The sequence below is a fragment of the Sphingomonas sp. TREG-RG-20F-R18-01 genome, from assembly GCF_022662475.1.
In the GTDB taxonomy this organism is placed as follows: domain Bacteria; phylum Pseudomonadota; class Alphaproteobacteria; order Sphingomonadales; family Sphingomonadaceae; genus Sphingomonas.
Map to the genome: position 1 here is coordinate 471,025 of NZ_JAKNQQ010000002.1, position 24,383 is coordinate 495,407.

General features: G+C 68.9%; 22 protein-coding genes and 1 riboswitch. Of the genes, 8 read left to right on the plus strand and 14 right to left on the minus strand.

The window, feature by feature from the left end; all coding sequences use genetic code 11:
• Positions 1–40 precede the first annotated feature (40 nt).
• Entirely contained in the window at positions 41–2,542 is a 2,502-nt protein-coding gene (locus L8K25_RS07730) for a TonB-dependent receptor (protein ID WP_242138308.1), read from the plus strand.
• A 41-nt stretch (positions 2,543–2,583) separates the two neighbouring features.
• Positions 2,584–3,879, plus strand: a complete 1,296-nt coding sequence (locus tag L8K25_RS07735) for an amidohydrolase family protein (RefSeq protein ID WP_242138309.1) — start codon at positions 2,584–2,586, stop codon at positions 3,877–3,879.
• A gap of 606 nt (positions 3,880–4,485) precedes the next feature.
• On the opposite strand, the gene L8K25_RS07740 is transcribed toward L8K25_RS07735, so the two are convergent.
• From L8K25_RS07740 to L8K25_RS07790, 11 genes are read right to left on the minus strand one after another with little or no spacing between them, the layout of a single operon-like run.
• Positions 4,486–5,037, minus strand: a complete 552-nt coding sequence (locus tag L8K25_RS07740; RefSeq protein ID WP_242138310.1) for a histidine phosphatase family protein — start codon at positions 5,035–5,037, stop codon at positions 4,486–4,488.
• Positions 5,034–5,798, minus strand: coding sequence for an adenosylcobinamide-GDP ribazoletransferase (locus L8K25_RS07745; protein WP_242138311.1), 765 nt, complete (start codon positions 5,796–5,798; stop codon positions 5,034–5,036). The genes L8K25_RS07740 and L8K25_RS07745 overlap by 4 nt, the downstream gene beginning before the upstream one ends.
• Position 5,799: 1 nt before the next feature.
• Complete coding sequence (gene cobT, locus L8K25_RS07750; RefSeq protein ID WP_242138312.1) at positions 5,800–6,819, minus strand: nicotinate-nucleotide--dimethylbenzimidazole phosphoribosyltransferase; 1,020 nt, start codon at positions 6,817–6,819, stop codon at positions 5,800–5,802.
• Positions 6,816–8,276 (minus strand): cobyric acid synthase, encoded by a 1,461-nt coding sequence (locus L8K25_RS07755; RefSeq protein ID WP_242138313.1) that lies wholly within the window; start codon positions 8,274–8,276, stop codon positions 6,816–6,818. The genes cobT and L8K25_RS07755 overlap by 4 nt, the downstream gene beginning before the upstream one ends.
• A complete protein-coding gene (gene cbiB / locus L8K25_RS07760; protein ID WP_242138314.1) occupies positions 8,264–9,175 on the minus strand; it encodes an adenosylcobinamide-phosphate synthase CbiB in 912 nt (303 codons plus the stop codon). The genes L8K25_RS07755 and cbiB overlap by 13 nt, the downstream gene beginning before the upstream one ends.
• The gene (locus L8K25_RS07765; RefSeq protein ID WP_242138315.1) at positions 9,172–9,942 is read right to left on the minus strand and encodes an ABC transporter ATP-binding protein; all 771 of its coding nucleotides are present in this window, start codon (positions 9,940–9,942) and stop codon (positions 9,172–9,174) included. The genes cbiB and L8K25_RS07765 overlap by 4 nt, the downstream gene beginning before the upstream one ends.
• A complete protein-coding gene (locus tag L8K25_RS07770; protein ID WP_242138316.1) occupies positions 9,939–10,901 on the minus strand; it encodes an iron ABC transporter permease in 963 nt (320 codons plus the stop codon). The genes L8K25_RS07765 and L8K25_RS07770 overlap by 4 nt, the downstream gene beginning before the upstream one ends.
• The gene (locus L8K25_RS07775) at positions 10,898–11,707 is read right to left on the minus strand and encodes an ABC transporter substrate-binding protein (RefSeq protein ID WP_242138317.1); all 810 of its coding nucleotides are present in this window, start codon (positions 11,705–11,707) and stop codon (positions 10,898–10,900) included. Before L8K25_RS07775 ends, L8K25_RS07770 begins: the two co-directional genes overlap by 4 nt.
• Complete coding sequence (gene cobO / locus L8K25_RS07780) at positions 11,704–12,318, minus strand: cob(I)yrinic acid a,c-diamide adenosyltransferase (RefSeq protein WP_242138318.1); 615 nt, start codon at positions 12,316–12,318, stop codon at positions 11,704–11,706. Before cobO ends, L8K25_RS07775 begins: the two co-directional genes overlap by 4 nt.
• The gene (locus L8K25_RS07785) at positions 12,315–13,409 is read right to left on the minus strand and encodes an aminotransferase class I/II-fold pyridoxal phosphate-dependent enzyme (RefSeq protein ID WP_242138319.1); all 1,095 of its coding nucleotides are present in this window, start codon (positions 13,407–13,409) and stop codon (positions 12,315–12,317) included. Before L8K25_RS07785 ends, cobO begins: the two co-directional genes overlap by 4 nt.
• A gap of 7 nt (positions 13,410–13,416) precedes the next feature.
• Positions 13,417–15,351, minus strand: coding sequence for a TonB-dependent receptor (locus L8K25_RS07790; protein ID WP_242138320.1), 1,935 nt, complete (start codon positions 15,349–15,351; stop codon positions 13,417–13,419).
• 128 nt (positions 15,352–15,479) lie between these two features.
• Positions 15,480–15,684: riboswitch (cobalamin riboswitch) on the minus strand.
• A 27-nt stretch (positions 15,685–15,711) separates the two neighbouring features.
• Here L8K25_RS07790 and cobU point away from each other — a divergent pair.
• On the plus strand, positions 15,712–16,227 hold the full coding sequence (cobU, locus tag L8K25_RS07795) for a bifunctional adenosylcobinamide kinase/adenosylcobinamide-phosphate guanylyltransferase (RefSeq protein WP_242138321.1): 516 nt from the start codon (positions 15,712–15,714) through the stop codon (positions 16,225–16,227).
• A 63-nt stretch (positions 16,228–16,290) separates the two neighbouring features.
• The gene (locus L8K25_RS07800) at positions 16,291–17,733 is read left to right on the plus strand and encodes a carboxylesterase family protein (protein WP_242138322.1); all 1,443 of its coding nucleotides are present in this window, start codon (positions 16,291–16,293) and stop codon (positions 17,731–17,733) included.
• Positions 17,734–17,791: 58 nt separating this feature from the next.
• Here the strand turns inward: L8K25_RS07800 and dnaN are convergent, their stop codons facing one another.
• Both dnaN and L8K25_RS07810 read right to left on the minus strand, forming a co-directional pair.
• On the minus strand, positions 17,792–18,904 hold the full coding sequence (gene dnaN / locus L8K25_RS07805) for a DNA polymerase III subunit beta (RefSeq protein WP_131530146.1): 1,113 nt from the start codon (positions 18,902–18,904) through the stop codon (positions 17,792–17,794).
• Between the two features lie 172 nt (positions 18,905–19,076).
• Entirely contained in the window at positions 19,077–19,757 is a 681-nt protein-coding gene (locus L8K25_RS07810) for an outer membrane beta-barrel protein (protein WP_242138323.1), read from the minus strand.
• A gap of 148 nt (positions 19,758–19,905) precedes the next feature.
• On the opposite strand from L8K25_RS07810, the gene L8K25_RS07815 reads away from it, so the two are divergent.
• The gene (locus L8K25_RS07815) at positions 19,906–20,580 is read left to right on the plus strand and encodes a histidine phosphatase family protein (RefSeq protein ID WP_242138324.1); all 675 of its coding nucleotides are present in this window, start codon (positions 19,906–19,908) and stop codon (positions 20,578–20,580) included.
• Positions 20,577–21,080, plus strand: a complete 504-nt coding sequence (locus L8K25_RS07820; RefSeq protein ID WP_242138325.1) for a hypothetical protein — start codon at positions 20,577–20,579, stop codon at positions 21,078–21,080. The genes L8K25_RS07815 and L8K25_RS07820 overlap by 4 nt, the downstream gene beginning before the upstream one ends.
• A gap of 7 nt (positions 21,081–21,087) precedes the next feature.
• Here the strand turns inward: L8K25_RS07820 and L8K25_RS07825 are convergent, their stop codons facing one another.
• Complete coding sequence (locus tag L8K25_RS07825; protein WP_242138326.1) at positions 21,088–21,588, minus strand: hypothetical protein; 501 nt, start codon at positions 21,586–21,588, stop codon at positions 21,088–21,090.
• 248 nt (positions 21,589–21,836) lie between these two features.
• Between L8K25_RS07825 and L8K25_RS07830 the strand changes: the two genes are divergently transcribed.
• Entirely contained in the window at positions 21,837–22,610 is a 774-nt protein-coding gene (locus L8K25_RS07830) for an NAD(P)H-binding protein (RefSeq protein WP_242138327.1), read from the plus strand.
• 339 nt (positions 22,611–22,949) lie between these two features.
• Positions 22,950–24,158 (plus strand): 23S rRNA (adenine(2503)-C(2))-methyltransferase RlmN, encoded by a 1,209-nt coding sequence (rlmN, locus tag L8K25_RS07835; RefSeq protein WP_242138328.1) that lies wholly within the window; start codon positions 22,950–22,952, stop codon positions 24,156–24,158.
• Positions 24,159–24,383 lie beyond the last annotated feature (225 nt).

Consider the following 24,383-nt stretch of genomic DNA (forward strand, 5'->3'; position numbering starts at 1 on the left):
CGTGCAGCTTCGCAACATAGTTTCGGACTGGGGGGTCTTTATGTATCGTTCAACGCGTCGGGCAAGCATTGCGGCATTGATGGTGTCGTGCGCGGCGATCGGCGCGCCGGCCTCTCCGCAGACCGCGACGGCCTCCGTCCCAGCGGCTGCTCCGGCGCCCGAGGAGCAAGGCGACATCATCGTCACCGCGCAGAAGCGCGACGAGAACATCCAGAACGTGCCGATCAGCATCCAGGCGCTCGGCACGCGCAAGCTCGACCAGCTCAACGTCACCAGCTTCGCCGATTATTCGCAGCTGCTCCCCTCGGTCGCGTTCCAGAGCTCGCAGCCGGGCGTGACGACGATCTACATGCGCGGCGTCGCGAGCGGCGGGGACGGCAACCATTCGGGGTCGCTCCCCTCGGTCGGCGTCTATCTCGACGAGCAACCGGTGACGACGATCGGCGGCACCCCCGACATCCACATCTACGACGTCGCGCGGATCGAGAGCCTCGCCGGGCCGCAGGGCACGCTGTACGGTGCGTCGTCGGAAGCGGGCACGATCCGCATCATCACCAACAAGCCCGACGTGGGGAGCTTCTACGGCCGGGTCGATGCCGAGGCGAACACCGTCAAGTCCGGCGGGCAGGGCGGTCGGCTGGAGGGGATGCTCAACATCCCGCTGTCGACGCAAGCCGCGCTGCGCGTGGTCGGCTTCTATCAGCATGACGCCGGCTATATCGACAACGTCGCCGGCACGCGCAGCTTCATCGGTGGCATCACCGCGAACAACGCTGCCTATGTCAAAAAGGACTATAACGATTCCGATATTTGGGGCGGCCGTGCCGCGCTCAAGATCGACCTCGACGACAATTGGACCGTCACGCCGACCGTGCTGTATCAGGAACAGCGCAACCACGGCAGCTTCGGCTACGATCCCAAGGTCGGCGACCTGCAGGTCCAGCACTTCTTCCCCGAATATCGCCGCGATCGCTATGTCCAGGCGGCGCTGACGATCCAGGGCAAGGTCGGCAATTGGGACGTGACCTATGCCGGCGCCTATTTCGATCGGCGCGACACCCAGTCCTCCGACTATACCGATTATGCCGAGGCGTATGACTCGCTCTATTCCTCGGTCGGCGGGATCGCGGGCTATTTCTACTTCCAGAACAACGCCGGGCAACAGATCGACTCGCGCCAGCACATCGTCGCGACCGACCATTTCAAGAAGACCAGCCAGGAACTCCGTATCGCCTCGCCGCAGGACGAACGCTTTCGTGTCGTCGCGGGCGCCTTCTACCAGCGGCAGAGCAACGCGATCCACCAAGATTACCAGGTTCCCGGACTTGCCGACACGTTGTCGGTCAACGGGCATCCGGGCACACTCTGGCTCACGCAGCAGCACCGCGTCGACAAGGATTATGCAGTGTTCGGCGAGGCGAGTTTCGACCTGCTCCCACGCCTGACGCTGACCGCTGGCGGGCGCGCCTATATCTTCGACAATTCGCTGATCGGGTTCTTCGGGTTCGGGCGTGATTTCAACGGGCCGCCGTATAACGCCGCGGGCAGTTCGAAGACGGGAGTCGCCGGTTGCTACACCACCACCGGGCAGGTGCTGCGCGATAATCCGACCGGGACGCTGCTTCCCGCGACCGTCGCCGACAGCCCGTGTACCAACCTCGCGCAATATGCGAGCGGCGCGCTCTCGCCGCGCAAGATCGACGGACAGGGCGCGACCTATCGCTTCAACGCGACGTGGAAGCCGATCGACAAGGTGATGCTGTACGGCACCGTGTCCAAGGGCTTCCGCCCGGGCGGGATCAACCGCCGCGCGACCGTCGCGCCCTATGCCGCGGATACGCTGATCAACTATGAAGTCGGCTGGAAGACGACGCTGCTCCACGGGTTGCTGCGCTTCAACGGCGCGGTCTATCAGCAGGACTGGAAGGCGTTCCAGTTCGCCTTCCTCGGGCAGAACAGCTTCACCGAAATCCAGAATGGTCCGGATGCGCGGATCCGGGGGGTGGAATCGGACGTCACGCTGTCGCGCGGGGGCTTCGCGCTGACCGCGGCGGGATCCTATACCGATGCCAAGACGCGACGGAACCTGTGCTCGGCCGCTGACCCGACCTTCAGCTGCAGCGGGGCGGGCAACTTCATCAGCGCGCCCGCGGGCACGCGCCTGCCGGTGACGCCGCGGTTCAAGATCAGCGGGAATGCGCGCTACACCAAGCCGGTCGGGACGGCGAAGGCCTATGTCCAGGCGCTGGTGACGCACCAGAGCTCGGCCTCGTCCGACATCCGCACCGCGATCGTGCAGGCGGGCACGGGTGCGATCGTCAATCCGGCCGAACTGCAGGGCCGGCTCGCGCCCTATACGACCGCCAATTTCGCGATCGGTGCGGAATTCTCGCGCTACACGTTCGAGCTGTTCGCGCAGAATGCGTTCGACGAGCGCGCGCAGCTGTCGCGGTTCCAGGAATGCGGCAGTTGCGGGCAGCGGCCGTATATCGTGACCAACACGCCGCGCACGATCGGTCTTCGCGCGGGCGCGAAATTCTGATTTAAGGCTTTGGTTTCAATTTCTTCGTGAGAGTATCCTGCATGCGTTTCCGCTCCTGCCTGCCCATCGCGGCCGCGGCCCTGATGGCGGGTGCCGTGCCTGCATCCGCCAGGACCGTGGTCGTCACCGCCGCGCACATGATCGACGTGCTCGGGGGCAAGCGCGTCGACGATGCGCAGATCGTGATCGTCGACGGGCGGATCGCGACGGTCGGCAAGCGCGGCGACGCGGTTCCGGCGGGTGCCGAGCGGATCGACCTCGGCAATCGGACGGTGCTCCCGGGGCTGATCGACATGCACGTCCACCTGACCAGCGACCCGACGCTCAGCGGCTATCGCGGGCTCGAATTCACCGACAGTTACTGGACCGTGCTTGGCGTCGCCAATGCGCGCAAGACGTTGAATGCCGGCTTCACGACGGTGCGCAACGTCGGCTCGAGCGGCTATGCCGACGTCGGGATCAAGCAGGGGATCGAGCGCGGCGAGATCCCAGGCCCGCGGATCGTTCCCGCGACCTATGCGCTCGGCGTGACCGGCGGGCATTGCGACGCGACCGAATTCCCACCGTCGATCACGGTCCCCGCCCCGCAGATCGCCAATTCGCCCGAGGGGTTCCGCGCGGCGGTCCGCACGATCCGCAAATACGGTGCGCAGGTGGTCAAGGTGTGCATGACCGGTGGCGTGCTGTCCAAGACCGACTCGGTCGGCGCGCAGCAGTTGAGCTATGACGAGATCAAGGCGATCGTCGACGAGGCGCACATGCTCGGGATGCGCGTTGCGGTCCATGCGCACGGGACCGCGGGGATCAACGACGCGCTGCGCGCCGGGGTCGATACGGTCGAGCATGCGAGCCTTGCCGACGCGACCTCGTTCAAGCTCGCCAAGGAACATGGCGCGTGGTTCGACATGGATATCTATGACGACGACTATATCCTCGGTGAAGGCGCAAAGAACGGCGTGTTCCAGGAGAGCCTCGACAAGGAGCGCGCGATCGGCCTGAAGCAGCGCCAGACCTTTCGCGCGGCGCATGCAGCGGGGGTCAAGATGCTGTTCGGGACCGATGCGGGCGTCTATCCCAACGGCAACAACGCGCTCCAGTTCGCGAAGATGGTCGAATGGGGGATGACTCCGATGGAGGCGATCCAGGCCGCCACGAGCAGCGCGGCGCAGGCGCTGGATCGCACCGGGGACGTCGGCGCGATCGCGGTCGGGCGGTACGGCGATCTGGTCGCGGTCGACGGCGATCCGCTGGCGGATATCCGGACGCTCGAGCATCCGTCGTTCGTGATGAAGGGCGGGACGGTCGTGCGTGGAGGGAGTGCTTCTAGCGACGGCTGATCATCTTAAGCCCCTCCCCTTCAGGGGAGGGGTTGGGGGTGGGGCAGTCCAGTACGCCGACCTCTCTGCGAGGCACTGCCCCACCCCAACCCCTCCCCTGAAGGGGAGGGGCTAAGATTTCCCTTTCCGCCAAACCTCTACCACATCCCCGCACGCAGAAATCAAGCGCACCCTTGCCTTCAGCGGCACACCCCCCTGGAAGCCCCTCCCCTTCAGGGGAGGGGTTGGGGGTGGGGCAGTCCAGTACGCCAACCGCTCTGCGAGGCACTTCCCCACCCCAACCCCTCCCCTGAAGGGGAGGGGCTAAGTGCCTCCGTCCGCCAAACCTCCACCACTTCCCCGCACGCAGAACCAAGCGCACCCTCGCCTTCAGCGGCGCACCCGCCTGGAAGCCCCTCCCCTTCAGGGGAGGGGTTGGGGGTAGGGCAGTCCAGTACGCCATCCTCTCTGCGAGGCACTTCCCCACCCCAACCCCTCCCCTGAAGGGGAGGGGCCAAGAAGTCCCTTTCCGCAAAACCTTCACCACATCCCCGCACGCAGAAATCAAGCGCACCCTCGCCTTCAGCGGCGCACCCGCCTGAAAGCCCCTCCCCTTCAGGGGAGGGGCTAAGTCCGCAAAACTTCCACTACCTCCCCACACGCCGGGATGAACCGCACCATCGCCTCCAGCGGTGCACCCGCCCGCCACGCCCGTACCGCCGCGATCGGGCCCCCGTGCGCGATCACCAACGTCGTCCCCGCCATCGGCAATCGCTCCCACGCGGCACAGGCGCGCTCCGAGAGATCCCGCCCCGTCTCCCCCCCACCCGGGCCGAACCCCGCCGGATCGGTCATCATCCGGTCCATCAGATCGCCAGTCTCGCGCCAGATCGCCTGCCACGTCCGCCCTTCCCACGTGCCGAAATCGCGCTCCAGCCAGCCGGCATCGACGTGCGCCGGAACCCCGCTCCGCCGCGCGATCATCGCCGCCAGGCGCGCCGTCCGCCGCGCGCCCGAATGAACGATCGCATCGATCGGCCGTGCCGCAAGATCCTCCGCCAGGTGCCGTGCCATCGCCAGACCCGCGCGGCTCCACCCCATGTCCGCGCGGCCATAGCAGCGCTGGCGCCAAGCGAGCGCGACCGGCGGATGCCGTACGAGCAGCACCGTCCCGCTCACGCCGCCGCCGCGAGCAACACGACGAGCTGCCCGACATAGGCCGCAAACCCGAGGCAGTCGCCGGTACTTCCGCCGATCCGCCGCCGCAGGAACCCGGCCAGCCAGAGCAGGAACACCGCCCCGACCAGCAGGCACGCCAGCATCGCCACCGGGCGCAGCAGCAGCAGCGGCACGGAACCCGGCACCGCCAGGGCAACCGCGAGCAGCACCCGCCCGAGCGGCACCTTCCCCGCGCGCACCGCCATCCCGTCCCCCCGCACCGGCGCGACGATCCCCGCGAGCACCACCGCGCACAGCCGTCCCATCGTTGCGGCGGCGACGATCGCCGCGACCGCGAGTCCCGCCGGGAGCACGACGATCGCCGCAAGCCGCAGCGCGACCGCCAGCCCGAGCCCGAGTGTGCCGTAGCTGCCGATCCGGCTGTCCTTCATGATCCGCAGCGCGGTCTCGCCGTGGGCGGTGCCGCCGAACGCATCGCAGAAATCGGCGACCGCATCCTCATGGAACGCGCCGGTCAGCACGCCCTCGACCATCAACGCCAGCACCGCTGCGACGACCGGCGGCCACACCGTGCCGGCGCCCGCGAACACGCCCGCCGTCGCCAGCCCGACCAGCGACCCCACCGGCGGCAGCCACGCCATCGCGCGCGCAAGGCCATCGGCGGCCTGTTCCGCCGACAGCCGCGCGAGCATCGGCACCGGCACCCGCGTCAGAAACTGCAGCGCGAGCAACGGCGGTGCCCAGGACGGCGCGCGCGCCATCTCAGTCCGCCCGATCCGCGCCGATCGCATCGAGCCGCGCGACGTCGGTCAGCAGCGCGGCGGCCGCGTCGAGCAGCGGCAACGCCACGAGCGCACCGCTCGCCTCACCCAGACGCATGTCCCACGCCAGCACCGGCTCCAGGCCGAGCGAGTCCAGCGCGGCGGCATGCCCCGGCTCGGCCGACCGATGCCCCGCGATCATGCGCCGCCGCGTGCCCGGCCGGAGCCGTTCGGCCACCAGGGCGGCGGCGGTGGCGACATAGCCATCGAGCAGGAGCGTGCAGCCGAGCGCGCCCCCTCGCGCGTAGAAGCCCGCCATCGCCGCGATCTCATAGCCGCAGACCGAGGCGATCGCGGCCACCGCGTCGGCGTCCAGCAGCACGGCCGCGCGCGTCACGGCGCGGGTCACGACCTGCGTCTTGGTCGCGAGGATCGCATCGTCCGCACCCGCGCCGCGGCCGACGGCCGCATCGGGATCGATCCCCGTCAGCAGGGCGGTCAGGCACGCGGCGGGGGTGGTGTTGCCGATCCCCATCTCGCCGGCGATCAGCACCGCCGCGCCCTCCGCGACGGCCCGGTCGGCCTCCTCCACGCCGACGTGCCATGCCCCCTCGAACTGGTCGCGGGTCAGCGCCGGACCGTGCGCCAGGCTGGCGCTTCCGTCGCCGATGCGGGCATCCCGGAAGAAAGCAGGGGGATCGATCGCGCGCGGCCCGGCCACGCCGACATCGACCAGCCGCAGCGGACACTCGTGGGTTGCCGCCAGCGCGTTGCTGGTGGCGGTGCCCGACAGGATCGTGCCGACCATCATGCCGGTCACGGCCGAGGGCCATGCCGACACGCCATCGGCGACGCAGCCATGGTCGCCGGCGAACAGCACGACCCGCCGCGGTCGTGTCCGCGGATCGCGCCGGGCCTGCGTCAGCGCCAGCGTAACCGCGAGCTGTTCCAGCCGCCCGAGGCTGCGGCGTGGCTTGGCGAGCGCGTCGAGATGCGCCCATAGTGCCTGTTCGTCGATCATTCCGCTTCCTTTGCGATGGCGAGCAATGCGTCCACGTCGAGCACGCGTTCCAGCGTGGCGGCGATTGCATCGAGCGCGGTGTCGATCGTCTCCCGCCGGTCCAGTCCGTCCGAGGTCGCGCCGAGGCTGGCGATGAGATGCGCGCGGGCGTCCGCGCGGTCGAACAGGCCGTGGACGTAGCATCCGGCGATCTGCCCGTCGCGGGCGGTTGCGCCATCGTGCGTTCCGTCGCCGAACCGCAGCATCGCGGGCGCTCCCGGATCGATGGTCGTCACGCCAACATGGATTTCATAGCCCGCAAAGGGGACGTCACCCGCAAGGAACCGCCCCGCGATCGGTCGCGTCGACTTGTCGCCGCGGATCACGGTCGTCACCGGCAGCATGCCCAGCCCCTCGACCGCGCCCGCCGGTCCTTCGATCCCGTCCGGATCCGCGATCGTGCGGCCGAGCATCTGGTAGCCGCCGCAAATGCCGAGCACGCGCCCGCCCCGGCGGACGTGCGCCGCCAGGTCTCCGTCCCAGCCCTGCGCCCGCAGGAACGCCAGATCCGCGATGGTCGCCTTGGTCCCCGGCAGGATGACGAGTGCCGCATCGCCGGGCAGCGGCTGGCCCGGGGGAACCAGCGTCAGCCGGACGCCCGGTTCGTGCGCCAGCGCGTCGAAGTCGTCGAAATTGGCGATCCGTGACAGCATCGGCACCGCGATCAGCGGACCGTCGCCATCGCCCGGGTCGCGCCCGAGCGCGACCGCATCCTCGGCGGGCAGGCGGGCCGCATCCGCCAGCCACGGCACCACCCCGATGCTGCGCCACCCGGTCCGCGTGGTGATCGCGGCCAACCCGTCGTCGAACAACGCCACGTCGCCGCGAAACTTGTTGATCAGGAACCCGCGGATCATCGCGGCATCCTGGGGAGCGATCACCGCCTGCGTGCCGACCAGCGCCGCGATCACACCGCCGCGATCGATGTCGCCGACCAACACGACCGGCACGCCGGCGGCGCGCGCGAAGCCCATGTTGGCAATGTCGCTCGCGCGCAGGTTGATCTCAGCGGGCGAGCCAGCGCCCTCGACCACCACGATGTCCGCCTCGGCCCGGAGGCGATGATAGGCGGCAAGCACGTCGGGCAGCAGCATCGGCTTCCGGCGCCAGTAATCGCCCGCGCCCATCGTCCCGCGTGCCTTGCCGCCGACGACGAGCTGCGCGGTGCGGTCGCTCTGCGGTTTGAGCAGCACGGGGTTCATGTCGACGCTGGCAGCGACCCGGGCGGCGATCGCCTGCAACGCCTGCGCCCGTCCGATCTCGCCGCCATCGGCGGTGACCGCGGCGTTGTTGGACATGTTCTGCGGCTTGAACGGGCGCACGCGGAGCCCGCGATCGGAGAGCAGGCGGCACAGTCCCGCCACCAGGACCGACTTGCCGACATCCGATCCCGTTCCCTGCAGCATTATCGCAGCCATGCGATCCCCCCGACGACCAGCCATAACGATCCGCACGCCATCCGATAGACCCGCACCGCGCGCAGCAGGTCGCGGGCATCGGGCCGCGGCCCCTCACCGAGCGTCGCGCGCGGAGCCGGCTCCCCGTCATAGCGGACCGGCCCGCCCAGCCGGCATCCGAGCGCGCCGGCCATCGCCGCCTCGGGCCAGCCACCGTTGGGGGAGGCATGGTGTCGCGCGTCGCGCACCATCGTGCGCCACCCGCCGCGTCCGGCGAGACAGATCAACCCGCCGGACAGGCGCGCGGGAATCCAGTTCACGCCATCATCGGCACGCGCCGCCGCCCAGCCGAACCAGCGATACCGCGGCGTGCGGTGGCCGATCATCGAATCGGCGGTGTTGATCGCCTTCGCCGCGAACAGGCCGGGCAGGCCGCCGAGCAGGAACCAGAAAGCGGGCGCGACGACGCCGTCGCAGAAGCTTTCGGCAAGGCTTTCGATCGCGGCGGTGGCGATCCCGGCATCGTCGAGCGTGGCGGTATCGCGCCCGACGATCCGGCCCACGGCGGTCCGCGCGGCGGGCAGGTCGCCAACGGAAAGCGGCCGCCATACCGCGACGACATGCTCGTCCAGGCTGCGCTGCGCCAGACCGGTGGTGCCCGCCGCGACGACGATCACCAGCGTCCAGCCGTCCCCGGCGATCCGCTCGATCGCGCTGCCGACGGCCGTCGATGCGAGGACCAGCACCGCGAGCAGCGCGACCCCCGCGATGCGCTGGCGGCGGGCGTCGCCCCTGTTCCATCGTTGTTCGAGCGCGGCGATGAGCGCGCCCACCGCCACCACCGGATGCGGCCAGCCGCGCGGATAGCCCAGCGCCGCCTCCGCGATCAGCATGAGGAGGAGCAGGACGGCATGGCTCATCGCGCGATCGGCAGGATGAAGCGATATCCCGCCGGGGTCAGCCCGATCTCGACATCCACGCCGTACGCCGCGGCGATCAACGGTGCGGTCAGCACGTCGGCGGCCGGGCCGGCGGCAACCACCTTTCCGTCGCGCAGCAACACCGCATCGTCGGCGATGCGGGCGGCGAGATGAAGGTCGTGCAGCACGAGCACGACCCCGCTTCCTTGGGCCGCAATCAGCCGCAACCGCGCGAGCACGTCCAGCTGGTGCCCGGGATCGAGGCTGGCGAGCGGTTCGTCGGCGAGCAGCCAGTCGGGCTCGCCCGCCAGAACGCGCGCCAGCAACGCGCGGCCGCGTTCGCCGCCGGACAGATGCTCGATGCCGCTTCTGGCAAAGCCGGTCATGTCGGTCGCGGCAAGCGCGCGCGCGACCGCCGCCCGATCCGCCGCCGTCTCGCCCCAGCGTCCGCGATGCGGCAGGCGACCGAGCCCGACCAGCGTGGCCACGTCGATATTCCAGTGCACGTCCGCCGCCTGCGGCAGCAGCCCGATCGCGCGCGCGCGGACGCGACGGTCGATCCGCTGCACGTCGGTCCCGTCGAGCGTCGCCGCACCGTCGTCGGGCGTGCGCAGGGCGGCAAGGCACGCGAGCAGCGTGCTCTTCCCCGCGCCGTTCGGGCCCAGCAAGGCGGTCACGCGCCCGCGCCGGAACGCAAGACGGACATCGTCGAGCACGCGCTTGCCATCCAGCGACAGCCCGATGCCCTCGGCCGCGAGGCGGCTCATGCGAGCCGCCGGCGCATGCGGATCAGCAGGTACAGGAAGAACGGTCCGCCGAGCATCGACATGGCGATCCCCAGCCGCAATTCGCTCACCGTGGGCGCGAGCCTGACCAGGCTGTCCGCCACCGTCAGCAGCACCGCGCCGCCCAGCGCGGCGGGCAGCAGGATCGCCGACGGCCGGTTGCCCGCGAACGGGCGGACGAGGTGCGGCACGATCAGCCCGACGAACCCGATGATCCCCGCCGACGCCACCGCCGCGCCGACGCACAAGGCGGTCCCGGCGATCACCACCAGCTGCAACCGCCCGGGATCGACCCCGACCGACCGCGCCGCCTGCTCTCCCAGCGTCAGCGCATCGAGCGACCGCGCCGTCGTGGCGAGCAGCGCGCTGCCGACCAGGATCAACGGCAGGGCGACCGTAACGTCGTCCCAGCTGCGATCGGTCAGCGCGCCCATCAGCCAGGTCACGATCTGCGATGAAACGAACGGCGTCGGCGCAAGGCTGATCGCGAGCGCGGTCAGCGAACCGGTGATGCTGGTCAGGATCATCCCCGCCAGCGTGAACAGGATCAGGCTACCCGACCGCCCGGCAATCACCGCGAGCAAGGCCATCGTCGCGCCGGCACCGATCAACGCAAACCCCGGCAGCAACCACAGCCGCGCGGCAAAACCGAAATAGAGCGATACCACCGCTCCCAGCGCCGCCCCCGACGACACGCCGAACAGCCCGGGATCGGCGAGCGGATTGCGTAGATAGCCCTGCATCACCGCCCCCGACAGCCCGAGCGCGCCGCCCACGAGCAGCGCGAGCAGCGTCCGCGGGAGGCGCAGCTCGACGATGATGATCGAGCGCGGGTCGGCGGCGGTCCATGCGTCGAGCGGCACCCACACCTTGCCCGCCGCGACCGACAGGCCCGCCGCGCAGACCAGCGCCAGCAGCAGGCCGAGATTGAGCCGGGTCATGCGGCGAACCCGCCGCGCACCTGGTTCAGGCGCGCCATCGCATCGATGATCGTCGGCCCGCCGCAATTCATCAAGCGCGCCGGATAGGTCGCGACGACGATCCGCCGGGCGAGCCGCCTGACCGCGGGATGCGAGGTGAGCCGGTCTTCGCCCACCTCGGCGGCGGCGACCGACAGCAGCACGCGCGGCGGCCGCGCGACGAGATATTCGAGCGGCAGCACGTCCCATTTCTTGAGGCCGTAAGCCGCGCTCATGTTACGGAACCCCGCGCGGCGCAGCAGTTCGTCGGGAAGCGTCCCGCTGCCGGGCACGAGCCCGCCGGATTGCCAGATCAGCGCGGGCAGCGGGGCGGCGTGCGATGGCGCCGCCGCCGCCGCGATCCGTGCCGCGAGCGCAGCGCCCCGCGCCGGATGCCCGGTCTCGGCGGAAATGTCGCGGACCTGCACGATGCTTTCGGCGACCGACTCCGGCACCGCAAATTGGACGAGCCGGATATGCAGCCGCTTGAGCGCGGCGACCGTCGCGGGTTCGGTATGCGGCCCGGTCAGCACCACGTCGGGCCGCAGCGCGACGACTTCCTCGGCGGTCCCGGAAGTCGCGCGGAAGCGGTTGGCGACGGCGAGGGGGATCGAGGTCGCGCGCGGATCCTGCGAATAATGGCTGATCCCCGCGATCTGCGCGGGGTCGGCGACCCGCACCAGTACGGCATCGATACACGGGTTGATCGACACGATCCGCGGCGGGCGCACCGGCGCGGCCGACGCCAGCACCGCCGCTGCCAGCGGCAGGGCGACCGGACGGATCAAAACTCGACGCCCTTCTGCGCCGCGAACCCGGCATTATACGGGTGCTTCACCTCGGTGAAATCGGTGATGAGGTCGGCGATCTCGAGCAGCTCGGGCTTCGCGCCGCGCCCGGTGATGCAGATGTGCTTGGTGAGCGGGCGCTCCTTGAGGAATGCGACGATCTCGGCGATCGGCAGCGTGTCGTTGCGCAGCACGATGTTGAGTTCGTCGAGGATCACGAAGTCGATCGCGGGATCGAGGATCATCGCCTTCGACCGCTCCCACGCCGCACGCGCAGCGGCGATGTCGAGTGCGCGGTCCTGCGTGTCCCAGGTGAAGCCTTCGCCCATCACCTCGAACGTCGCGAGATCGGGATGCGCCTCGAAGAAATTGCGCTCGCCCGTCTCCCACTTGCCCTTCACATATTGCAGGATCGCGACCTTCATCCCCCAGCCGATGCTGCGGATCGCCATGCCGAAGGCGGACGAGGACTTGCCCTTGCCGTTGCCGGTGTGGACGATCAGCAACCCGCGCTCGAGCGTGCGGCGCGCCTGCATCCGCTCGCGCGCGGCGGCGATGCGTTTGCTGCGCGCGTTGTGGCGGGCGAAATCTTCCGGGGTTTCGGTCGTCATCGGGAGAACTCCTCGAGCGCGGTGGCAAGACGGACGAGGCCAGCCGCACCGCGCGGCAGGCCGATGCGGAGCCGGTCGGGCTGATCGGCGAAAGGGCGGGTCAGGATCGCATGGCGTGCAAGCGTCTCGAACAGGCGAGTTGCCGCGCTGCAGGCAATCAGCCGGAACAATGGCGCATGCCCGATCAGGTCGAGCCCGGCGCCGCGCAGCACGTCATCGAGCAGCGTGCCGGTCTCCGCGATCCGCGCGGCTTGCGCCTGGCGCCAGCCGTGGTCGCGATAGGCGGCCGTGCCGATCGCGACGGCGGCGGACGAGACCGGCCAGTCGCCGAGCATGGCGCGCAGGCGTATTGCAAGATCCTGGCCGGCAACGACGAAGCCGAGCCGCACGCCGGGGAGCCCGTAGAATTTCCCGAACGAGCGCAGCACGATCAGCCGGTCGCTCGCGCGGGGGGACAGGCCGGGGGCGGGGTCGGCATAGGCTTCGTCGACGACGACGGTCATCGTGGTCGAGAGATCGCGCAGCAGGGCAGGATCGGTGACGCGGCCGTCGGGGTTGGAGGGGGAGGCGAGCACCAGCAGGTCGCTGTCGAGCGAAAGACCCGTTTCCGCAGTGCCGTTTTCCCGCGCAGGCGGGAATCCAGGGTTGCCGGCGCAGCACCTGTTACCCTGGATTCCCGCCTGCGCGGGAAAACGGTCTTGGTCGAAGGTCTGGACACCCACCGCATCCGCCGAAACCGCCACCGCGTCCGGCCACGCTGCCAGATGCCCCGCATAGCCCGGTCGCACCACGCACGCCCGCTTCGCCCCCAGCAACGACGCGAGCACCCGCATCGCCAGGTCGGTCCCCGGCACCGCAACGACCTGTGCCGGATCGGCCACCCCGAACGCGTCCGCCGCCGCTGCCTCGAGTGCGGCGATCGCCCCCGGCTCGGGCAACCGCTCCCAGCCCGGATCGACCCCCGCCACCGGCCACGGCCAGGGTGCGATCCCGGTCGACAGGTCGATCCAGTCCGCCCGCCCGAACGCGGCCCGCGCAGCCTCGACCCGTCCGCCGTGGGCGTGAAACAGGGCGAGGTCGCGGGGTGTCATCGGGCGGTCAATAGGTCAGCCGGATGCCGCCAAAGGCGGCGCGGCCGGGCTGCCCATATTGGTAGATCGTCTGGTAGTGCGTATCGAGCACGTTCTCGATCCGACCGTACACCTCGACCCTCTTGGTGACCGGAAAGGACGCGCGCAGGTCCGCGAGCACATAGCCGTCGAGCCGCCGCGCGTTCGACGCATTGTCGAAGCTGTCGCCGACGGATGTCAGCGTCGCGCCGGTCGTCAGCCCGAAGCCCCAGCGATAGTCGGCATTGACCGTGATGCTCTGGTCCGGCCGCCGCGCGAGCTTGCGGCCGAACGTCGCGGAGCCCGCCGAGCGGTCGGTCGCGTCCAGATACGTATAGCTCGTGCTGACGCTCAATGCCTCCACCGGGCGGAGCAGCAGCGTCAGTTCGACGCCCTGCGCGCGTGTCCGCGCAACGTTGTCGTACGTGCCAAACGGCCGATCCGTACAAATCCCGGTCAGCGTCGTGTCACACGAGACGAAGGTGATGAGATCGGTCGAGGTGCGATGGAACCACGTCGCGCTCGCCTCGACCGCGCCGTTGAGCGCCTTCTGCGTGATCCCGGCATCCCAGCCATGCGACCGCTCCGGGGCCAGCCGGGCATTCCCGTACTCGCTTTGCAGCTGGTACAGGGTCGGCGCCTTGAACCCTTCGGAATAGCTCGCGCGGAACGTGGTCGCGCCTTCGTTCGGGGAATAGACCCCGCTGCCCGAGAAGGTCGTCGCGCCGCCGAAGATGGAGTGATCGTCATGCCGCACGCCGCCGGTCGCGGTCAGCCCGGCGATCGGGGTTACCGACAGCTGCCCGTAGACGCTGAACAGCCGGGCCCGTCCGCGCGTGACCGGCCCCTCGTAGCTGGAAGTCGCGAAGCGCGAGACTTCGCGTTCGGCGCCAAAGGTCGTGAACACCGCGGACGTGACGTCGAGCGTGCCCTGATATTCCATCCGGTCGTTGCGGCCGACTCCCCGGAAGGTCTCGGTCGGGGTCCCGTCGGGGTCGATGTTGCGGCGGTCGGTGTCGGTATGCGCATACCCGAAGCGGTTGCGGAAATGGCCATCGAACACCGCGGCGTTGAGCCCGGCATAGCCGAGCCACTGTGCGGACTCGCCATACTCGCGGGTGTCGCCGAAGCTGTAGTCGGGGGGCGGGAAGCCATCGATGTCGGTGCGGCCGTTGCTGTAGAACCCCCGCAGGTCGATCGAGACGGTGCTGGCGAGCGCGATGCCGAGGCTGCCGTTGGCGGCGTAGGTGCGGAAACCGTCGCGCTCCGGTCCCGGGGCGTAGGCCGAGACGCCGTCGGTGGTATAATAGCCGCCGCCGACACTCGCCGACACCGGCCCGACCTTGCCGGAGACGTTGGCGAAGCCCTGGCCGGTGCCATAGCCGCCACCCTCGGCGCGCGCGTTGATCGCGACATGCTCGGTCGGCTGGCGCGTGATGAGGTTGACCACGCCACCGATCGCCTGGCTGCCCCACAGCACCGATTGCGCGCCGCGCAGCACTTCGATCCGCGCGATATTGCCGATCATCAGCCCGCCGAAGTTGAACCCCCCGCCCGGCGAGGACGGATCGTTGAGCTTGATCCCGTCGATCAGCGCGACGGTCTGGTCGCTCTCGGCGCCACGGATGCTGACCGAGGTCGTGGTCCCGATGCCGCCATTGCGCACCACCGTGACGCCCGGGGTCTGGCGCAGCAGGTCGGAGACGACCACCGCCTGCCGCTGCGTGATCGTCGCGGTGTCGAGCACGGTGACCGACTGCCCGACCGTGTCGGAAGGGCGTGCCGCGCGATTGGCGGTGACGACGATGTCCTGCGCCGCGTCGGCCGCTTTCTCCAGGCCGCCGGTCGACTGCGCGCTTTGCGCAAGCGCGGGGGCCGCCATGCCGATGCACGGCAGCCAGATCAGATAGGCACAGGTCTTCACGTGTTTCCCCCTTCGCAACAGCTCCGGGATCACGCGCGCATCGGGGCGAAAGAGCTTCCGACCACGCACGACCCCAACCATGTCGTCACGCGAGGAAACCCTCGATCGCGCGGCACACCCCGGCCGGACGAAGGACAACCGCGACAGGCAGGTCTCCTGGCTCCCGGGTCTTCGTCTTGCCCGGCCTTCCCGGATCCTGGGATCCAGTGGCACACGATCGGGGCAAGACTCGCCGGTCACAGTTGCGGGGACAGCCCCGGGTGACGCGCCCTGGACGCGCTTCCGGGTTCCCTTTTCATCCCATCTCTGGGAACCTGTCGCATCGGCGCGTCTAGAGCGCGCTTCAGACAAGGGCAAGCCGTGGCACGAACGACACTATTCCTGGGGGGCGCGCGTTCCGGCAAGAGTGGCCTTGCGCAACGCTCGATCGAGCAGTGCGCGGGGCCGCTGACCTATCTCGCGACCGCCGAGGCGGGCGATGCCGAGATGATCGACCGGATCGCCCGCCATCGTGCCGATCGCGGGCCGCGCTGGCGGACCGTCGAGTGCCCGGTGCGGTTGCCCGAGGCGATCCGCGCGGTCGGCACTGGCGCGATCCTGGTCGACTGTCTGACCTTGTGGCTCTCCAACCTGATGCTGGCTGACCTGGATATCGCCCGGTACACCCGGGAACTGCTCACCGCGCTTGCCGATACGCCGCTGCCCGTCGCGATCGTGACGAACGAGGTCGGGCTTGGGATCGTGCCCGACCATCCGCTGGGTCGCGCGTTTCGGGATGCGGCCGGGCGCCTGAACCAGGCGGTCGCGGCGCAAGTGGACGTCGCCTATTTCGTCGCGGCGGGGCTGGTCCTTCCGTTGCAATCCTTTCCGACCTAGCATGACGGTCCCACGATCGTGCGCGACGGCGTACAGTCCCTGCCAAAGCCCCGGAGTTCGCCGATGAACCGTCCCGTCTTCACGCTGCTCGCCGCCGTCGGCGCGACGCTGTCCGCCGCCGCCGCCGCCCCGGTCGTCGCGCGCGATGGCACACCGACGGTCGTGACGATCGACAGCGGGCCGATCCGCGGCGCGTCGGCGGACGGCATTCTCAGCTGGAAGGGCGTTCCGTTCGCTGCCGCACCGACGGGAGCGCTGCGCTGGCGCGCACCGCAGCCGGTTGCCGCGTGGCGCGCGGTCCGAGATGCGACCGGCTATGCCCATGACTGCATGCAGTTGCCCTTCCCCAGCGACGCCGCCCCGCTCGGGACGCAACCCGCCGAGGACTGCCTCTACGCCAATGTCTGGAGAGCCGCCGGCGCGGCGCGCAAGCTGCCGGTGCTGGTGTGGATCTACGGTGGCGGGTTCGTCAACGGCGGGGCATCGCCCCCGACCTATGCCGGCGCGAACATGGCGAAGCAGGGGGTCCTGTTCGTCAGCTTCAACTACCGCCTCGGCCGGTTCGGCAGCTTCGCCCACCCGCAACTGACGCGGCAGGATCCCGACCACGGGTTGCTCGCCAATTACGGATTCCTCGATCAGATCGCCGCGCTGCAATGGGTCAGGCGCAACGTCGCGGCGTTTGGCGGCGACCCGGCCAATGTGACGATCATCGGCGAAAGCGCGGGCGGCATGTCGGTCCATGCGATGGTCACGTCCCCGCTGGCAAAGGGCTTGTTCGGCAAGGCGATCGTGATGTCTGGCGGGGCAGGCGCGAGCGACCCCGGGGCGACCCTGGCGGCGGCCGAGCGGACCGGCGTCGCCTTCGCCGCAGCGCACGGCATCGCGGCGGATGACCCGAACGCGATCGACAAGCTGCGCGGCCTGAGTGCGGAAACCGTCGTCGACGGGCTCAACCTGGCCCATCGCGGCGGAGCGTCGGGCGGACCCGAGACCTACAGCAGCCCGGTCGTCGACGGGAAGATCGCGGTCGATCTCGGCACGGCCTATGCCTCGGGCGCGTTCGCGCACGTGCCGATGATGATCGGCGCGACCAGCAACGACATTGGCGGGAAGACCGGCTTCATGATCGCCGGCGCGCGGCAGGCCGCACAGGTCATCGCGGAGGAGGGCGTGCCCGTTTACGCCTATCGTTTCTCCTATGTCGCCGCGTCGCTCCAGCACCCCGGCGCGGACCATGCGAGCGACATCCCGTTCTTCTTCGACAATGCCGCGATCAAATATGGCGCGCAGACGACCCCGCGGGACGTGGCCATGGGCAGGACGATCAGCGGCTATATCGCCCGCTTCGCGAAGACCGGCGATCCCAACGGCGCCGGGCTGGCCGAATGGCCACGCTACCGCCGCGCGAGCGACATGCTCCTGGACTTCGCGCCCGATGGCACTGCCAGGCCCGAGAAGGATCCCTGGGGTGCCGAGATCGAGGCGGTAACCAGGGCGAAATAGGGCGTCGTGCGGGCGGCCAGATCCTCGGCCGCCCGGACGTTGCGTCGACCGGCGTCGGTCAGACGCGCATCGGCATCAGCACGTACAGCGCCGCCGACTTGTCATTCTCGCGGATCAGCGTCGGCGCGGCGGCATCGGCGAGGTGAACCTCGATCGTGTCGCCATCCAGCTGCCCGAGGATGTCGAGCAGATAGCGGCTGTTGAACCCGATCTCGAAGCCGAGCGCGGTGTAGTCACCGGGGACTTCCTCCGCCGCGGTGCCGTTTTCGGGCGAGCTCACCGACAGGATGATCTTGTCGCGGTCGAGCGCCATCTTGACCGCGCGGGTCTTCTCGGTCGCGATCGTCGAGACGCGGTCGACGCCTTCCTCGAAGCTGCGCGGGTCGATCTTGAGGATCTTGTCGTTGCCGGTCGGGATCACGCGGCTGTAGTCCGGGAAGGTCCCGTCGATCAGCTTGGAGGTCAGCAAAGCCTGCCCCAGATCGAAGCGGATCTTGGTCGGCGACATCGACACGCCGACCGAGCCGTCGATCTCGTCGAGCAGCTTGCGCAGCTCGGCGATGCACTTCCGCGGAATGATGATGTCGGGCATCGACTCAGCACCGTCGGGCCGTGGCATGGTGACGCGCGCGAGCCGGTGACCGTCGGTCGCGGCGGCCTTGAGCACGGGGAGCGGATCCTCCGACACGTGCCAGAAGATGCCGTTCAGATAATAGCGCGTTTCCTCGGTCGAGATCGCGAAGCGCGTCTTGTCGATGATCTGCTTGAGCGTCTCGGCGGGCAGCTCGAAGCTGACCGGGAGCTCGCCCTCGGCGATCACCGGGAAATCGTCGCGCGGCAGCGTGCCGAGCTGGAACTTGGCGCGTCCCGCCATGATCGTCATCTTGCCTTCGGCCGCGCTCAGCGAGACCTGGCTACCCTCGGGCAGCTTGCGCGCGATGTCGAACAGCGTGTGCGCCGACACGGTGGTCGAGCCGGGCTGGTCGACCGCGGCCGCGATCGTCTCGTTGATCTGGAGATCCAGATCGGTCGCCATCAGCTTGAGGCCACCTTCGGCGGTCGCCTCGATCAGGACGTTGGAGAGGATTGGAATGGTATTGCGCCGCTCGACCACCGACTGGACGTGGCTGAGCCCCTTCAACAAGGTTGCGCGTTCGATCGTCGCCTTCATGCCGTTCCCCCGGGCCGCCGCCCCAATTTCAGCCCGTACCGGTGCGCACCGGGGGCAATTCGCCGTGTCCCTTTCCTTAAACATAAAAGGGGCCGGGGCAAGCGCCCCGACCCCTCTTTCCCATACCTAAATCAGGCCTGGGCCGTCTCTTTTCCGGTCGGAACGAACCGAATCAGAAGCGGAAACCAACGCCGGCCAGAACCTGGTGACGGTCCGTATCGACGCTGAAGTTGTTCGTGTTCGCGCCGTTTGCGAACTCGAGACGGGCGTTGCCGTAGTTCGAATAGCGATATTCGAGCTTGGCATAGGTGCGCGGCGTGATCGCCTGCTCGACACCGGCGCCGACGCGGTAGCCGTCCAGCGTGTAATGCTGCCCGGTGGTGACCGTGCCGTTGTTGGCGGTCAGGTCGAGGCGGGCGTTGGTGTAGCCGCCCTTGACGTACAGCAGCGTGGTCGGCTGGAGCTTGTAGCCGGCACGCGCGCCGGCGTAGAAGTCACGACCGGCCTTGACGCGACCATAGCCGAGCGCGGCGGCGTCGACCGGGTTGTTGGTGACCTTGCTGGTCGACCCGGTGACCTCGCCTTCGACGCCGAACACGAAGCGGCCGCCGGTGTCGATGTCATAGCCGATGTCGCCGCCATAGGTCAGGCCGTCGGCGCCGCGATCACCGCGGATGCTCGAGCCATCGGTGCTGCCGGGCTGCAGCTTGTCGTAGCCGAGCAGGACGCCGGCACGCGGGCCGTTGAACGCGCGGTCGGAAGAGGGCGGGGGCGGGCCGTCCTGGGCCAGTGCGGGGGCTGCCATGCCGAGGCCGAGAACGGCGGTGGCGGCGGTGAGGACGATCTTGCGCATTGGGGGTACTCCATGGTGTTCGCCCGCCGGTCCTAAATCCTTCGCGGCGGGGAATGCTCAAATAGGCGGCCCGGTACGGCGTTGCATGAACCTCAGATAAACACGGAAAACCGTTGCTATTGCGCCACACGGGGTTGAAGAGACGGCCATGAATTCCAACGCCACGATGCTGTCGCACCCTGCCGCCTTAACGCCACGGCGTGGCCGTGATTACATCGCGCGGCATGGCGAAACCGTCTTCAATGCGGCCGGACGCTTGCAGGGCGAGCATCCGCACACGCCGCTCACGCGCGCCGGTTTTGCGCAGGCGGACGAAATGGGGCGGGTGTTGCGGCAGAAATTGGGCAGCAAACCGGCGCTTACCCTGTGGGCATCGCCGACCGGACGCGCGTTGCAGACGCTCGCGGTGATCGCCGAGCATCTCGAGCTCGACTGGCACGCCGCAAAAACCGATTCGCGCCTGGTCGAGATCGGCACCGGCGACTGGGCCGGGCGCTATTATGCCGATCTCGCGGCGGAAGGGCAGAAGGTCGTCGATCGCGCGACCGGGCTGCTGCATCCCGCCCCGAACGGCGAACAGTATCCCGCGATCGCCGCGCGCGTGTCGGGCTGGCTCGCGGATACCGACGGGGATCCGGGCGATCGCCTCGTCATCATGCACGGCGTGTCGAGCCGCGTGCTGCGCGGGGTGATGACCGGGGGCGCGGACCTGCCCGGCTATGGCGCGCCCGCGCTCCCCGGGTTGCCGCAAGGGTCGATCGTGTCGATCGCGCGCGGCGTGGAGACGCTGGTCCATCGCGGCGCGGGGCATGCGCTCGCGTGATCCGGCCGGGGCTGGCGGTGCTGGCGCTGGTCGCCCTTCCCGCGGCCGCGGGCGCGCGCGAGACGCTCGGCGTGTTCGACCGCTGGGGCGCGTTCAGCGATCCCGCGCCGCGCCGCTGCTACGCGATCGCCGAGCCGGTGCGCGCGGGCGGCGCGTCGCGCTGGCGACCGTTCGCGAGCATCGCGAGCTGGCCGACGCCCGGATCGGGCGGCGGCGGGGTGCGCAACCAGCTCCACGTCCGCCTGAGCCGGGATCGCAACCCGCAGGCGCGCGTCACGCTGTCGGTCGGCGACCGGCGCTTCGACCTGACCGCGACCGCCGCCGACGCCTGGGCAAGCGATGCGCGGACCGACGCCGCGATCGTGTCGGCGATCCGATCGAGCCGGAGCATGAGCGTCGAAACGCTGGGCCGCACCGGGGGCCCGTTCGCGGACGTCTATGCGCTGAAGGGCGCGGCCACCGCGATCGACGCGGCGGCGCTGGCGTGTCTGACGCGGTAGGGGGCAGTCAGGCGCGGATCGCGGCGCTGCGCTTGGCCATCGCATCGCGGCGCAGCGCGAGCCCGGCCGCCAGCCACAACGCCGCCGCGGCCCCGAACCCCGCCAGGTCGCCGCCCGCCGGCGCGCCGACCAGGACTCCCGCTACCGCAGCGGCGATCAGCGCGCCGCCGAGGCCGTAGAACGGACGAAATCCGGATGCGAAGGCGATCGGCAGGAAATGCAGTCCGACGACCAGCGCCATCGCGGGCAGGAGCAAGTCGGGCCGGTGAAGATTGATGACGATGTTGGACGCGAGAAAGAGGCCGATCCCCTCTCCGACGGTGCTCCACACGATCACCCGTTCTTCCTGCGGCGAGGGTGTTATGCCCTTGCCCGGCGTGCGGAGTCCGTACCAGGCGGCGAGGGCGATCAGGACGAACACCCCGAACGGCGCGGCCAGCGCAACACCGGCCAGATGCCCCTGCCAATAGAGCGTCAGCGACGCGAACACCGCGCCGAAAAAGCCCATGATCAGTGCCCCCCATGCCCCCACGGCAGCCCCCCTTGCGACGATGATCGCGCACGCTACGCCGGGTTGGGCGCGCGGTCGAGCTGCCTGTTTGGAGGGGCGGGCCGCCAGCGTCCGGATCGGATCGTGTTATGGGAATGGACGGGATGGGTGCCTTGCCGACCGACCGCTTTTGAGCGACCACGGGGCGTTGGCAGAACGCTCGTCGAGAATCTTCCCGTGCGGAAGCATCGTAAGGGGGCATGGTGGTGACGCGCAAAAAGGTGTTGGTCGTCGGTGCTGCGGGCAATCTCGGCAGGCGCCTGATCCGGGCGGGGCAGCGACACGGCCATGAGATGACCGCGCTGGTTCGCGACGGCGGGGCCTTCACCTCCAGGCTGACAGGCGACGAGCCTAACGACGTTCGTATCGTCGAATGCGATATCTTTGATACTGACGGGCTGCATTCGGCCATCGAGGGGCAGCATGTCGTCATCAACGCGGCTGGCAACGTGAACGATGGAAAGCCGTTCAGCGCGCTATTCGATCACGTCGTCAGTGCGGTCGAGCGTCATGCCGCCGTCGAGAAGGCGTGGTTTCTGGGCGGTGCGGCTGTACTCGACATTCCGCATACGCGGCGGATCGGGGTCGGACTCCCGTTCGTGCCCGCCATCTACGAGCCGCACCGCGTCAATTGGCAGAGGCTCGCAAGATCGACGCTTGATTGGTCATTGATGTGCCCCGGTCCGATGACGGCCGCGCAAGACGGCGAAACGCACGACGCGCTGCGTGTTTCGATCGATGCCATGCCCTATGAAATCGGAGCATGGGCACGATTTGCGCCATCCATCGCGCTGTCGCTGGTCCTGAAGTTCAAGCTGCCGGAACTGATCGTATCGTATGAAGGCGTCGCGACGGTCATCATGACCAATCTCGACCCCGGAGGATCGCTGTCACGCCACCGGGTCGGCTTGGCGCTTCCCGCGGGTCAACGGGGTGTCAAGGAAGGATGGACGTTGGGGCAGCGCGGCCCCGATGTTTAGGCTGAACCACGCTGATGTCCGTCGTTCGGCCCGCGACAAGGTCGGTTGAAGCGCCAGATCGGAGCGAACGTCGACATCGCCGTGTCCTACAGGCGCCTTCTCTGCTATCTTGCGACACGCTCCTTGACAGGTCTGGCCCCGTTCCTGCGCCATCCGCAAGACGCGCGCCGTACCGCGCAATCTCCCTAACTTTTGCCTAACCTTCCGCCTGAACTTGCCATCGCCACCGGGGCGAAACCGGGGCGAAGCCACCCGGGCGTGCACCTCGACCAACGCCACGATACCCGCCTCCCGCACAGGGAGTAGAAAATCCCGTCATTTTCCCCTATGTGCGCCACCATGCAGACAGCACCAGCCTTCTCCATGCCCATCCCGGGGCATATCGACCCCGTACCCGTGCCGCGCGCTTTGGTGCCGCGCAGCGACGGGCGGATCGATTTGCTAGGCCTGTCCAAGCCCGATCTCAGGATGGCGCTCGAGACCTCGCAGCTCGACCCCAAGCAGGCGAAGCTGCGCGCCAAGCAATTGTGGCACTGGATCTACAATCGCGGCGTCACCGACTTTTCGCTGATGACCGACATCTCGAAGACGATGCAGCCGTGGCTCGAGCAGCGCTTCACGATCAGCCGCCCGCAAGTGGTCGAGGCGCAGGTGTCGACCGACGGGACGCGCAAGTGGCTGCTGCGCACCGACGACGGCAATGATTACGAGATGGTGTTCATCCCCGATGCCGACCGCGGCACGCTGTGCGTGTCGAGCCAGGTCGGCTGCACGCTCAACTGCCGCTTCTGCCACACCGGCACGATGCGGCTGGTGCGCAACCTCAGCCCGAGCGAAATCGTCGGGCAGGTGATGCTCGCGCGCGATGCTTTGGGCGAATGGCCGAGCCAGCCCGAGGGGCGAATGCTCACCAACATCGTGATGATGGGGATGGGCGAGCCGCTCTACAATTTCGACAATGTCCGCGACGGGTTGAAGATCGTGATGGACGGCGACGGGATCGGCCTGTCGCGACGGCGGATCACGCTGTCGACCTCAGGCGTGGTGCCGCTGATGGCGCGCGCGGGCGAGGAGATTTCGGTCAACCTCGCGGTGTCGCTCCATGCCGTCACCAACGAGATCCGTGACGAGATCGTGCCGATCAACCGCAAGTACAAGCTGGAGGAAGTGCTCCAGGCGTGCGCGGACTATCCGGGCGCGAACAACGCGCGGCGGATCACGTTCGAATATGTGATGCTCAAGGACAAGAACGACAGCGACGCGGATGCGCGCGAGCTGGTGCGGTTGCTCAAGCTGTATGACCTGCCGGCGAAGGTCAACCTGATCCCGTTCAACCCGTGGCCGGGCGCGCCCTATGAGTGCTCAACGCCGGAGCGGATCAAGGCGTTCTCGAACATCGTGTTCGATGCCGGGATCAGCGCGCCGGTGCGGACCCCGCGCGGGCGCGACATCGATGCGGCGTGCGGGCAGCTCAAGACCGCGAGCGAGAAGAAGACGCGCGCCGAGCTCGACCGGCTGGCGGAGGAGAAGCAGGCGGCGTTGGGGTGAAGCGGGGCTCCAGCAGCCCGTCACCGCGGCGGAGGCGAGACCGCTGCAAAAGTCGGTTTACGGACCCTTCGTTTGGTGTTTTCCCGCGAAGGCGGGAATTCAGAGTTAAGCAAAACAACGGCTTACAGTTATCGCGACTCCTGGACTCCCGCCTTCGCGGGAGAACACGTATGGTTTTGCAGATGTCTCGCGGAGGCCGGGGCCGTCGCGTTCGTAGCACCCGGG